12 protein-coding genes are annotated in these 13,470 nt (G+C 39.9%); all 12 read left to right on the top strand.

Annotated features, from left to right (window positions below):
* Window positions 1-7: 7 nt before the first annotated feature.
* The 12 genes from AC2YJL_RS03940 to miaB all read left to right on the top strand — a co-directional run bounded on the left by AC2YJL_RS03940 (window position 8) and on the right by miaB (window position 13,469).
* Window positions 8-982, top strand: coding sequence for a helix-turn-helix domain-containing protein (locus AC2YJL_RS03940; protein WP_230933482.1), 975 nt, complete (start codon window positions 8-10; stop codon window positions 980-982).
* Between the two features lie 144 nt (window positions 983-1,126).
* Window positions 1,127-1,711 (top strand): CDP-diacylglycerol--glycerol-3-phosphate 3-phosphatidyltransferase, encoded by a 585-nt coding sequence (pgsA, locus tag AC2YJL_RS03945; RefSeq protein ID WP_013058806.1) that lies wholly within the window; start codon window positions 1,127-1,129, stop codon window positions 1,709-1,711.
* A gap of 16 nt (window positions 1,712-1,727) precedes the next feature.
* Window positions 1,728-2,969: a competence/damage-inducible protein A gene (locus AC2YJL_RS03950; protein ID WP_028410856.1), complete on the top strand. Its 1,242-nt coding sequence runs from the start codon at window positions 1,728-1,730 to the stop codon at window positions 2,967-2,969.
* Window positions 2,970-3,168: 199 nt separating this feature from the next.
* On the top strand, window positions 3,169-4,206 hold the full coding sequence (gene recA, locus AC2YJL_RS03955) for a recombinase RecA (RefSeq protein WP_013058804.1): 1,038 nt from the start codon (window positions 3,169-3,171) through the stop codon (window positions 4,204-4,206).
* A gap of 280 nt (window positions 4,207-4,486) precedes the next feature.
* Window positions 4,487-6,046, top strand: a complete 1,560-nt coding sequence (gene rny, locus AC2YJL_RS03960; protein ID WP_013058803.1) for a ribonuclease Y — start codon at window positions 4,487-4,489, stop codon at window positions 6,044-6,046.
* A gap of 81 nt (window positions 6,047-6,127) precedes the next feature.
* Window positions 6,128-6,925: a TIGR00282 family metallophosphoesterase gene (locus AC2YJL_RS03965; RefSeq protein ID WP_025750269.1), complete on the top strand. Its 798-nt coding sequence runs from the start codon at window positions 6,128-6,130 to the stop codon at window positions 6,923-6,925.
* 223 nt (window positions 6,926-7,148) lie between these two features.
* Entirely contained in the window at window positions 7,149-7,409 is a 261-nt protein-coding gene (spoVS, locus tag AC2YJL_RS03970; RefSeq protein ID WP_003181955.1) for a stage V sporulation protein SpoVS, read from the top strand.
* A gap of 75 nt (window positions 7,410-7,484) precedes the next feature.
* The gene (locus tag AC2YJL_RS03975) at window positions 7,485-8,402 is read left to right on the top strand and encodes a dipeptidase (protein ID WP_195696008.1); all 918 of its coding nucleotides are present in this window, start codon (window positions 7,485-7,487) and stop codon (window positions 8,400-8,402) included.
* A 184-nt stretch (window positions 8,403-8,586) separates the two neighbouring features.
* Window positions 8,587-8,763, top strand: a complete 177-nt coding sequence (locus tag AC2YJL_RS03980; RefSeq protein WP_155660653.1) for a hypothetical protein — start codon at window positions 8,587-8,589, stop codon at window positions 8,761-8,763.
* A gap of 17 nt (window positions 8,764-8,780) precedes the next feature.
* On the top strand, window positions 8,781-10,538 hold the full coding sequence (locus AC2YJL_RS03985) for a 2-oxoacid:acceptor oxidoreductase subunit alpha (RefSeq protein WP_195696009.1): 1,758 nt from the start codon (window positions 8,781-8,783) through the stop codon (window positions 10,536-10,538).
* Window positions 10,525-11,391 carry a 2-oxoacid:ferredoxin oxidoreductase subunit beta gene (locus AC2YJL_RS03990; RefSeq protein WP_369361618.1) on the top strand — a complete coding sequence of 289 codons (867 nt, stop codon included), beginning with the start codon at window positions 10,525-10,527 and terminating at the stop codon, window positions 11,389-11,391. The genes AC2YJL_RS03985 and AC2YJL_RS03990 overlap by 14 nt, the downstream gene beginning before the upstream one ends.
* A gap of 548 nt (window positions 11,392-11,939) precedes the next feature.
* Window positions 11,940-13,469, top strand: coding sequence for a tRNA (N6-isopentenyl adenosine(37)-C2)-methylthiotransferase MiaB (gene miaB, locus AC2YJL_RS03995; protein WP_013084741.1), 1,530 nt, complete (start codon window positions 11,940-11,942; stop codon window positions 13,467-13,469).
* Window position 13,470: the final 1 nt, after the last annotated feature.

Raw genomic sequence — 13,470 nt, forward strand, 5'->3', positions numbered from 1 at the left:
TTGGTAGGTGTTAGCATTGACAGAGTTAGGACAAAGGTTAAGACAAGAACGAGAAAGCAAAGGATTGTCGTTAGAGGATTTACAAAAACTAACGAAAATTCAAAAACGCTATTTACTTGGCATTGAAGAAGGCAATTATGAGGTTATGCCTGGGAAATTTTACGTACGAGCGTTTATTAAGCAATACTGCGAAGCAATTGGGTTGGACACAGATGCTATTTTTGAAGAATACAAATCAGACATTCCTTCAACTCAAACAGAAGACATGCCGCAGCAGCTTTCGCGCGTTCGCAGCCGCAAAGAAATTCCTCAGCATACAAAAGGAGTTTCAAAAGCATATGACTACCTTCCAACTGTTCTAGTGGTGGCGGGAGTTGTAGTTGTTGGGATTATTATTTGGGTAATCGCTCAAAATATCGTCTCGGATAAAAACAAGGAGCAGGCTAACCAAGAAGCTCCAAACAGCGAAGTTCAGCAGTCTAACACGCAGGAAGAAACGAATGAAACTACTGCAAAAAATGACAATAGCAAGTCAGAAGATGAACAAAGTGCTGCTGATAAGAAAGAACAAGAAAAAGAAAAAGAAAAAGCTGAAAAAGAAAAAGCCGCAAAAGAAAAAGCGGAAAAAGAAAAGAAAGACAGCGGTAAACAAGAATACAAGGAAGTTCAAAAAACAGGCAGAAGTGCTACGTATGCTCTTTCCGGTACAGATGCATTTAATCTAGAAGTAACATCCACTCAAGCAGATACTTGGTTAGATGTGAAAAATGGAAAAGGAAATGCTTTCTTTAGCTCCATTCTAAAAAAAGGTGAAACAAAAGAATTTGATTTGACGAAAGAAACTGAAGCACGTGTCAACATCGGTTATTCACCTGGAGTAGAGTTAAAAGTAAATGGAAAAGCGGTTGACTTGCCGTTTGATTCATCCAAGCAAGTTCGACAAGTTGTAACGATTCAATATCAGCCGGCAGAAGCACAGTAAACAGCCTGTTTTAAAAAGTGATCAGGGTGTAAATAAAGATAATATGTGAATTAATTACTCATTCACGCTATAATAAAACCAAAGCCGTGCAAACAACTTCGTTTGCACGCTTTCAGTTTGTAACAGTAATTGGAGGCAGAAGAAGTGAATTTACCAAACAAGATTACCATTTCGCGAATTTTTCTAATTCCCGTATTCCTCATTTTTATGATGGTGCCGCTACCATTCGGTACAGTGGAGGCAGCAGGAAAAGAAATTCCAATCGCTCACCTATTAGGGGCAGCATTATTTATTATTGCATCTACAACAGACTGGATAGACGGATACTATGCTCGAAAGTACGATTTAGTCACGAACTTGGGCAAATTTTTAGATCCACTAGCAGACAAGCTATTGGTTTCAGCTGCGCTTGTAGCTATTGTTGACTTAGATTTAATTGCAGGTGCAGGATGGGCTGCTATCATCATTATTAGCCGTGAATTTGCTATCACAGGTTTAAGACTTGTACTAGCAGGGGAAGGGGAAGTTGTAGCAGCAAATATGTTAGGTAAAATTAAAACATGGACTCAAATTTTAGCTATCTCAGCTATTCTGTTGTATAACTTGCCTTTTGAATGGGTTTCCATTCCATTTGCTAGCGTAATGCTTTGGATCTCAGTGATTTTTACGGTTATTTCAGGCTGGGACTACTTTGCTAAAAACAAACAGGCTTTTGTTAACTCAAAATAAGTAAGATGGAGATGATATGATGAACGCTGAAATTATTGGAGTCGGCTCTGAGCTGCTGCTTGGACAAATTGCCAATACAAACGCTCAGTATTTATCGAAAAAATTAGCCGAACTTGGAATTAATGTTTACTATCATACGGTAGTAGGAGATAATGCACAGCGCTTAAAAGAAGTGATTGCTACAGCTCAAACGCGTGCGGAGTTAATTATTTTCACAGGCGGGCTTGGTCCTACAAAAGATGATTTAACAAAAGAAACAATTGCGAGTGTGCTAGGAGTAGAGCTGACAACAAATGCAGAAGCGCTTGAAAGCATTGAAGCCTATTTCAAACAGTCAAATCGTATCATGACACCTAACAATAAAAAACAGGCAATTGTGCTAGAAGGTTCGGCAGTGCTCCCTAACGATTACGGAATGGCTCCAGGTATGGGGCTTACAGTAGAGGGAAAACACTATATGCTATTTCCAGGGCCTCCAAAAGAGCTTTATCCAATGTATGAATCGTATGGCCAAGAATTTTTAGCTCAAAAGCTTGAATTAAAAGAAAGTATTGAATCACGCGTTCTTCGCTTTTTCGGAATAGGAGAATCGCAGCTTGAGACGGAAATTGAAGATTTGCTTGATGCACAAACCAACCCGACGATTGCGCCGCTAGCAGGAGATGGGGAAGTGACGCTTCGCTTAACTGCTAAGCACGCTGATGCTGCTGAAGCACAGCGCATGTTAGACGAAGTGGAAAAAACCATTTCAGAGCGCGTAGGCGAGTATTTATATGGATACGAGGCAACTTCTTTACATAATGAATTGGTAAAAGAATTAACGGCACAAGGATTAACGATTGCTTCAGCCGAAAGTTTAACCGGCGGTTTATTCAGCGAACGTTTAACAACTGTTTCAGGTGCTGGAGAAGTTGTAAAAGGCAGCCTGGTCGCCTATCATTATGAAATCAAGCAAAATATTCTCGGAGTGAGCGAACACACGTTGAATCAGTACGGAGCCGTTAGCGAGCAGTGCGCGGCTGAAATGGCTCAGCGTATTCAACAGTTATACAAAACGGATATTGGCATCGGGTTTACAGGTGTAGCTGGGCCCTCCAAACAAGAAGGACATCCTGTAGGAACAGTATATATAGGGGTAGCCTATAAAGATCAAGCTCCTCAAGTTTACAGCCTGCAGCTATCCGGAAGCCGCCAGGGGATTCGTTCACGAACGGTTAATTATGGCTGTCATTACGTATTAAAGATGATAAAGAAATAAAGAAAAAAGGCTGTTTGGTTTTTCCAAAACAGCCTTTTTTTTATAAAATAATAAACGAACATTTATTCGCTTTTTGCTTGTCAAACGACTCAAAAACTAGTATAGTAAGTTATAGAAAGTTGTTAATTCGACATTGCTACTACATCGTAGTAAGTTTGCAGTTTATAGATGATTTCAAAGAGATAGAGGAGGAAATTGAGTGAACGATCGTCAAGCAGCCCTTGATATGGCTTTAAAACAAATTGAAAAGCAATTTGGTAAAGGTTCAATTATGAAACTAGGTGAACAAACGGAAAAAAGAATTTCTACGATTCCAAGTGGTTCATTAGCGTTAGATATAGCTTTAGGTGTAGGTGGATATCCACGTGGACGTGTAGTTGAAGTATACGGTCCAGAAAGCTCAGGTAAAACAACAGTTGCTCTTCATGCGATTGCAGAAGTTCAACAGCAGGGCGGACAGGCTGCATTTATCGATGCGGAGCACGCGTTAGATCCTGTATATGCTCAAAAATTAGGTGTGAATATTGATGAGCTATTATTATCTCAGCCTGATACGGGAGAACAAGCTTTAGAAATCGCTGAAGCTTTAGTTCGAAGCGGTGCAGTAGATATTATTGTTGTTGACTCAGTAGCAGCATTAGTGCCAAAAGCGGAAATTGAAGGAGAAATGGGAGACTCTCACGTGGGTCTACAAGCTCGTTTAATGTCTCAAGCATTGCGTAAACTATCTGGAGCTATCAACAAGTCTAAAACAATCGCTATCTTTATTAACCAAATTCGTGAAAAAGTCGGCGTTATGTTTGGTAACCCTGAAACAACTCCTGGTGGACGTGCGCTTAAATTCTATTCTTCAGTGCGTCTAGAAGTGCGTCGTGCAGAGCAGTTAAAGCAAGGAAACGATATTGTAGGTAACAAAACAAGAATTAAAGTTGTGAAAAACAAAGTAGCTCCGCCTTTCCGTGCTGCTGAAGTAGATATTATGTACGGAGAAGGTATTTCAAAAGAGGGCGAAATTTTGGATATCGCTTCTGAACTAGATATTGTTCAAAAAAGTGGATCTTGGTATTCATATAATGACGAGCGTCTAGGTCAAGGTCGTGAAAATGCAAAACAATTCTTAAAAGAAAATACTGATATTCGTCAGGAAATTGCCGGACAAGTGCGTGAACATCATGGTTTAGATCAAGATGGAGAGCCAGCTCCTGAGGATGACGATCAAGGCGATTTAAATATTTAATTTGCTGCGAGATAAAAAAAGACTCCTCTATTTCAAAGAAGGGGTCTTTTTTTTGTAAAAATTGTTAATGCTAGAAAAGTAACATACGAAATTTCAATATATACTGTAGAGGCAGGCTTGACAATAAAAATGCACAGATTTACAATTAAGATGTATATTTTCCCTTTTTAAAACATTTTAGCGTTTAAAAGCCTTTGTGTGTATATTGAAAGGTGAATACGATGTACATGCCGACATGAAATTTAAAACTTACAAGTTTATAGCAAGGGGAGGTGAAATGATGGATACTAATACAATCATCTTCGCTTTGCTTGGCCTAATCGTCGGTGCAGTTGTTGGCTTTTTTGTTTGTAAATCGATTGCTGAAGCTAAAATTGCGGGAGCAAAGTCTAGTGCAGAACAAATTATTGATGAAGGAACCCGCGAGGCGGAAGCTTTGAAAAAAGAAGCTTTACTAGAAGCGAAGGATGAAATCCATCAGCTTCGTACAGAGGCAGAACAAGATATTCGTGATCGTCGAGCAGAACTTCAAAAACAAGAAAATCGATTAATGCAAAAAGAGGAAAATCTTGATCGTAAAGACGAATCACTTGATAAACGTGAAGCGTTACTTGAAAAGAAAGATGATTCTCTTACTGTTAAACAACAGCATATTGAAGAGATGGAAAGCAAAGTTGAAGAAGTAGTACGTGCACAGCAAACAGAGCTAGAGCGCATTTCAAGCTTAACAAGAGAAGATGCAAGAGCGATTATTTTAGATCGTGTTGAAAATGAACTTTCCCACGACATTGCAATAATGGTAAAAGAAACAGAAAACCGTGCAAAAGAAGACGCCGATAAAAAGGCGAAAGAAATTCTTTCACTTGCTATTCAGCGTTGCGCAGCAGATCATGTTGCTGAAACGACTGTCTCAGTTGTTAACTTGCCAAATGACGAAATGAAAGGCCGAATTATCGGTCGAGAAGGTCGAAACATCCGTACGCTTGAAACTTTGACAGGAATTGATCTTATTATTGATGATACGCCAGAAGCAGTTATTTTATCAGGATTTGACCCAATTCGTCGTGAGACAGCAAGAATTGCACTTGATAAACTCGTTCAAGATGGTCGTATCCATCCCGCGCGTATTGAAGAAATGGTTGAAAAATCTCGCCGTGAAGTGGACGAATATATTCGTGAAGTTGGTGAACAAACGACGTTTGAAGTCGGTGTTCACGGGTTGCACCCAGACTTGATGAAAATTCTTGGTCGCTTAAAATTCAGAACAAGCTATGGTCAAAATGTGCTGAAACATTCGATGGAAGTAGCGCATTTATCAGGACTTATGGCTGCTGAATTAGGTGAAGATGAAACGTTAGCCAAACGAGCAGGATTGTTACATGATATTGGTAAAGCGATTGATCATGAGGTAGAAGGAAGTCACGTAGAAATCGGTGTTGAATTAGCTACAAAGTATAAAGAACATCCGGTTGTTATTAACGCGATTGCTTCTCACCATGGAGATACAGAACCAACATCAATCATTGCTGTACTAGTTGCAGCAGCGGATGCATTATCTGCTGCAAGACCAGGTGCTCGTAGTGAGACGTTAGAAAACTACATTCGTCGTCTTGAAAAGTTAGAAGAAATTTCAGAGTCTTATGAAGGCGTTGAAAAATCATTTGCGATTCAAGCAGGGCGTGAAGTTCGTATTATGGTTAAACCAGATACGATTGGTGATCTAGAAGCGCATCGACTTGCTCGAGATATCCGAAAACGAATTGAAGATGAGCTGGATTATCCTGGCCACATCAAAGTAACCGTTATTCGTGAAACAAGAGCAGTAGAGTATGCAAAATAAAAATGAAGTGGCGTTTCGCCACTTTATTTTTTTTCGTAGAGATGAAGATGCAGATTAAGAATGAAGTATAGGAGCTTTTACATGAGAATTTTATTTATTGGAGACGTAGTTGGTTCTCCAGGCCGTGAAATGGTTGAAGAATATTTACCAAGATTAAAAAGAAAGTACTCTCCGGGACTTACAATTGTGAATGGAGAAAATGCAGCTTCAGGAAAAGGCATTACTGAAAAGATTTATCGTCAGTTCTTGCAAGCAGGGGCTAACATTATTACCCTTGGTAACCACGCGTGGGACAAACGTGAAATTTTTGATTTTATTGACGATGCAAAAAATCTTGTTCGTCCTGCTAATTTTCCTGAAGGTACACCGGGCAAGGGAATTACGTATTTTACGTATAATCAGCTTGAGGTAGCCGTGATTAATTTACAAGGGCGCACGTTTATGGCCCCGCTTGATTGTCCATTTCAAAAAGCAGATGAACTGATTGAAGAAGCACGTCAGCGCACTTCGCTTATTTTTATTGATTTTCATGCTGAAACAACAAGTGAAAAGCAAGCGATTAGCTGGTATGTGGACGGTCGTGTCAGCGCTGTTGTCGGCACTCACACGCACGTTCAAACAGCTGACAATCGTATATTGCCAAAAGGAACAGCTTACATCTCTGACGTAGGAATGACGGGACCATATGACGGCATTTTAGGGATGGAGCGCGAAGCTGTTATTAAGCGTTTTTTAACGTCTCTTCCTGTTCGATTTGAAGTGCCAAAAGAAGGAAGAACGCAGCTTAGTGGAATCGTTATTGATATTGATCAAAAGACGGGGAAAGCAACAAAAACAGAGCGGATTTTAATTAACGAAGACCATCCGTTTTTTGAATAAAGGGAAAAAGTCAATGTGTCGAAAGACGATACGTTGGCTTTTTTATTTTGTCAAAAACGTAAAAAGAAAAAAGAAAGGTGTAGAAATATAAGTTTTTGAATATTTAGGAAAAACAAGCAGGAATACGTTTGACATATCGTGAATATAGTAACATTGAAATCAATTAAGTCATTGGTCTAATGATCTCTCATCATACATTGTAAAGAATAAGGAGGAGCTAGATATGGAAATATTAAAAGTTTCAGCAAAGTCTAATCCAAATTCAGTTGCTGGTGCCTTAGCAGGCGTACTGCGCGAACGCGGCGCAGCAGAAATTCAAGCCATTGGGGCCGGGGCGCTTAATCAAGCAGTAAAAGCTGTAGCAATCGCAAGAGGGTTCGTTGCACCAAGTGGGGTTGATTTAATCTGCATCCCAGCTTTTACAGATATTCAAATTGATGGAGAAGAGCGAACAGCCATTAAATTAATTGTAGAGCCGCGATAATTATAAAAACCACGGACCTGTAAAGCATAGAAGCCAAACAGGTCCTTTTTGTATAGAGTTAAAGGGGTGTGGGTTGTGGTATTTGATGCTCATTGTGATGTATTGATGAAACTCTGGTTAAATAAACGTTTATCTTTTACATATGATTCAGCGCTGCATGTGACGTTAGAAGGAATAAAGAAAGCAAAAGGGAAAGTTCAGCTATTCGCTATTTATATTCCAGAAGCGGTTCCCGCAGCTCAGCGCTTTGATGTTGCGTTAGAAATGATCCAGCTGTTTCAGAGTCATATTTTATCGCTTCCCGATGTGAAATGGGTTCGTTCAAAACGCGATATAGATAGCTTGAAAAAAGGTGAAATAGGAGCAATGCTGACGCTTGAAGGCTGCGATGCCATTGATACAAGTTTAGTTCGCTTAAAGACGCTTTTTTCACTGGGTGTGCGCTCAGTAGGTTTGACATGGAATTACAGCAATGCCGTGTGTGACGGGATTTTAGAACCTCGAGGCGCGGGGTTATCTTCTTTTGGAAGAGAAGTTGTTGAATTGAATAATGAACATAAAGTGTGGACGGATGTCTCTCATTTATCGGTAAGAGGTTTTTGGGATGTGATTGAGCTAGCGCAATATGTAGTGGCTACTCATTCCAATTCGCACGTATTGTGTTCTCATCCCCGGAATTTAAGAGACGATCAAATTCATGCTTTAATAAAGCGAAACGGCGTGATTGGCATTACGTTTGTGCCTGAATTTTTAACGAGTTCTGCCAAAGCACAAATAACGGATGTGATTCGTCATCTTGATTACATGTGTGAAAGGGGAGGCGAATACGCCGTTGGTTTTGGTTCGGACTTTGATGGCATTGACAAAACGGTTCATCGTCTCGGAAGATATGAACAGTATACGAATTTAATCGAAGAACTCCTTAAGCATTACACTGAAGAGCAGGTAAAACGCTTTCTGTTTCAAAACTTTGCTGATCGTGTATGCAGCTAATAAAAAAAGAGCTTTTTCTTCTTGGAAAAGCTCTTTTTTATAGAAATTATTTATATAATAATGCCTCATGTGAAGGCAGAAAAGATCATTAAAAAACTTCATCTTATTCATTAAATATAAATATAATTAAAACGATTGAGAATTCAATGGAAAGGGTTGCATTTTTCTGGCAATCGGAATAAAATTGAAAACGGATTATGGAGCTGCTCAAGCAGAAACGTATCCTGCACAGCGACAAGGTGCTGTGGGAGTTTTGCAGATGATTTTGGTTGGTGAAATGCAGAAGCAAATGAAATCGTTTGCTAATTTACTTTTTTCAGTTTTTATCAATAAAATAGATTTCTATATTATGAGCAATTAAAGGAGTGGCGTTGATTTATGGTACAGCAACTTTCATGGAAAGTTGGCGGACAGCAGGGTGAGGGAATCGAAAGTACGGGAGAAATCTTTTCAACCGCTTTAAATCGATTAGGTTATTACTTATACGGCTATCGTCATTTTTCTTCTCGTATCAAAGGTGGACATACAAATAATAAGATTCGAGTGAGTACAACTCAGGTTCGATCTGTGTCAGATGATTTGGATATTTTAGTTGCGTTCGATCAGGAAACAATCGATGTAAACGTCCATGAGCTGCGCGTAGGAGGCGTTGTAATTGCAGATGCGAAATTCAACCCAAGTCTGCCCGAAACATGTACAACTGCTACGCTATATGCTGTTCCGTTTACGGAAATTGCAACGGAATTAGGAACGTCGCTAATGAAGAACATGGTTGCTGTAGGCGCTTCAAGTGCTGTGCTTCATATTGACACAGAAGTATTTGAAGAAGTAGTGCTTGAAATCTTCGGTAAAAAGGGCCAAAAAGTTGTACAAAAAAACATGGAAGCTATTAAAAAAGGTGCAGATTACATTCGTGAACAGCTAGGCGAACAGTTAGAAACCATGAAACTAAATCCAGCGGATGGTAAAAAACGTATGTTTATGATTGGAAACGATGCGATTGCGCTAGGCGCTTTAGCCGGTGGGGCTCGTTTTATGCCAGCATATCCAATTACCCCTGCTTCGGAAATCATGGAATACTTAATTAAAAAGCTTCCTCAATTCGGTGGAACCGTTATTCAAACAGAAGATGAAATCGCAGCATGTACGATGGCTATCGGAGCTAACTATGCAGGCGTACGTGCGCTGACAGCATCAGCTGGACCTGGCCTATCATTAATGATGGAGTCGATTGGATTAGCGGGCATCACTGAGCAGCCTGTTGTGATTATCGATACGCAGCGCGGCGGTCCAAGTACAGGGCTTCCAACTAAGCAAGAACAGTCTGATTTAATGGCCATGATTTACGGTACGCACGGTGAAATTCCGAAGATTGTCATGGCGCCAAGTACGGTTGAAGAAGCATTCTACGATACGATTGAAGCGTTTAACTTAGCAGAAGAATATCAGTGTCCAGTTATTATGCTAACGGATTTACAGCTTTCACTTGGGAAGCAATCAGTAGAACCGCTTGACTATAACCGCGTTGAAATCCGCCGCGGTAAGCTTCAGCAAGAAGAGCTAGAAGAGCTGGAAGAAAAACAATATTACAAGCGCTACCGCGTAACAGAAGACGGCGTATCACCACGCGTCATTCCAGGAATGAAGCATGGTATTCATCACGTGACGGGAGTAGAACATGATGAGACAGGAAAGCCATCTGAATCTCCGGTGAACCGCGATGATCAAATGAATAAGCGTCTTCGTAAAACAAAAGGAATTCGTTTTAATACGCCAATTCATGTTCACTCTCATGAAAAAGAGTCTGATATTTTATTTGTTGGATTTAATTCGACGCGTGGAGTCATTGAAGAGGCAATGGAACGTTTGGAGCAGGACGGTATAAAAGTAAATCACGCTCACATTCGTTTGATTCATCCTTTCCCAGCTGACGAACTGCTTCCTTACGTGCAAGGAGCTAAAAAAGTAGTCGTCGTTGAAAACAATGCTACTGGACAGCTTGCTAATATTTTAAAAATGAATATTGCAAGTCATGATAAAATTCAAAGCGTATTGAAGTATGATGGAAATCCATTTCTTCCGCAAGAAGTATACGCAAAAAGTAAGGAGATGTTTGTGTTAAATGGCAACGTTTAAAGATTTTCGTAACAGTGTAAAACCTAACTGGTGTCCGGGGTGTGGAGATTTCTCCGTACAAGCAGCTATTCAACGCGCATCTGCTAACGTAGGTTTAGAACCTCATGAGCTTGCTGTTATTTCAGGTATTGGATGTTCTGGACGTATCTCTGGTTATATTAATTCATATGGTTTTCACGGTATTCACGGACGTGCGCTTCCAATCGCTCAAGGTGTAAAAATGGCTAATCGTGACTTAACCGTTATCGCATCTGGCGGTGATGGAGATGGGTTTGCTATCGGTATGGGACACACGGTACATGCGATTCGCCGAAACATCGATGTAACGTATATCGTAATGGATAACCAAATCTACGGTTTAACAAAAGGACAAACATCTCCTCGCAGTGAAGTAGGATTCAAGACAAAAAGTACGCCTGAAGGATCAATCGAGTCGTCTTTATCTGTTATGGAGCTTGCGTTAACTTCTGGAGCAACGTTTGTGGCGCAAAGCTTTTCAACGAATTTAAAAGAGTTAACAAGCTTAATTGAACAAGGCATCCAGCATAAAGGTTTTTCTTTAATTAACGTATTTAGCCCGTGCGTAACGTATAACAAAGTGAACACGTATGATTGGTTTAAAGAAAACCTAACTAGTCTTAGCACAATTGAAGGTTATGATGCAAACAATCGTATGCAAGCTATGCAGACGTTAATGGAGCATAAAGGGTTAGTAACAGGGCTTATTTATCAAAATGCGCATCAGCCGTCGTATCAGCAGCTTGTTCATGGTTATAGTGAAGAGCCGCTGTCAAAAGCAGACTTAGGTATGACTGAGGAAAAATTTGATGAGCTAGTAGCTGAATTTATGTAAAAGAGGCTGCAATAAAAGCAGTTTAGTAGAGGGAAAATCCGAACGGTGAACTGAGATTCTTGATGGAGAATCCAACTCGTTCGGATTTTTTCATAGTAATAGCGAACGTAGGTTTCATATAGGTGGTGGCTTCTGGCTGTTGAGTGGAGAGTAAGGTGAAGGCTCTTGCGGGAAAAGGGAAATAGGTGAGAACTCGCGGGAGCGACAAGGAAGCTCATCGGCTGCTCGCGGAAAGCGAAGGCTTGCACGGAAATCAACAGGGGTGGAATGAGCGATTTACATGAACTCTTTTATACCATTTGTTCGTCTCTAAAATAGATTAATTGAGTTATGTATCAATCTCTTTTTGTGATTTAATAAATGTTTCGAAAGTCGAATGAAATTTTAACGAAACAGGTATAGAAAATAGGTATATGATTGTGTTCGCTACTTGAAAGTTATATACTATGTTAATGTGATGAGTTTTATGCATAAGCATAAAGCTGTCACATTTTTTTGCGATTTACAGGTGCAACGTGACAATTGTCATGGCGAAAGGAGATTTTTTTATGAACGAAAAACAACGTTTAGAAAGCAACCAAGTTAATCCAGCGGACAAAAAATCCGAAAAGGATTACAGCAAATATTTTCAAACAGTATACATGCCACCTTCTTTAAAAGATGCGAAAAAACGAGGAAAAGAAGAAGTTTCCTATCACAATGATTTTGCAATCGATGAACAGTTTCACGGAATGGGACAGGGACGCAAGTTTTATATCCGTACGTACGGCTGTCAAATGAATGAGCACGATACAGAAGTAATGGCTGGTATTTTTCTAGGCCTTGGCTACGAGCCAACTGACTCTGTTGAAGATGCTCATGTTATTTTATTGAATACGTGTGCGATCCGTGAAAATGCGGAAAATAAAGTGTTTGGTGAATTAGGACACTTGAAGGCCTTAAAGCGCGAGCGCCCTGAGCTATTGATCGGCGTCTGCGGATGTATGTCTCAAGAAGAGTCAGTTGTAAATAAAATTTTACAAAAACATCAGCACGTGGATATGATTTTTGGTACACACAACATTCACCGTTTGCCTCACATTTTAAACGAAGCATACTTAGCAAAAGAAATGGTGATTGAAGTATGGTCTAAAGAAGGGGACGTTATTGAAAACCTTCCAAGAGCACGTAAAGGCAGCGTCAAAGCATGGGTTAACATCATGTACGGCTGTGACAAGTTCTGTACGTACTGTATCGTTCCGTATACGCGAGGAAAAGAACGAAGCCGCCGTCCAGAAGACATTATCCAAGAAGTACGTCATTTAGCTGCTCAAGGCTACAAAGAAATTACGCTTTTAGGTCAAAATGTTAATGCGTACGGAAAAGATTTTGAAGACATCACGTACGGCTTAGGCGACTTAATGGACGAAATCCGTAAAATTGACGTTGCTCGTATCCGTTTTACAACAAGTCATCCTCGTGACTTTGATGACCGTTTAATTGAAGTTCTTGCTAAAGGCGGAAATCTTGTCGACCACATTCACTTGCCTGTTCAATCAGGAAGCAGCGATATCTTAAAAATTATGGCACGAAAATATTCTCGTGAACATTATTTAGAGCTTGTTCGTAAAATTAAAGAAGCCATTCCAACAGCATCATTAACAACTGATATTATTGTTGGTTTCCCAAATGAAACGGATGAGCAGTTTGAAGAAACAATGTCACTATATCGTGAGGTTGAATTCGATAGTGCTTATACATTTATCTATTCACCTCGTGAAGGTACGCCAGCTGCTAAGATGCAAGACAATGTACCAATGGAAGTGAAAAAAGAGCGCCTTCAGCGCTTAAATGCTCTTGTAAATGAAATTTCTGCAAAGAAATTGAAGGAATATGAAGGTAAAGTTGTCGAAGTATTAGTAGAAGGTGAAAGTAAAAATAATCCGGAAGTATTAGCAGGCTACACGGAAAAAAGTAAGCTTGTAAACTTCAAAGCACCTAAGTCAGTGATTGGGCAACTTGTAAAAGTAAAAGTTACAAAAGCCAAAACATGGACGCTAAACGGGGAAATGGTAGAAGAAACAGCAGAGGTGAAGTAAT

This window comes from Priestia sp. SRI_019 (assembly GCF_057586255.1).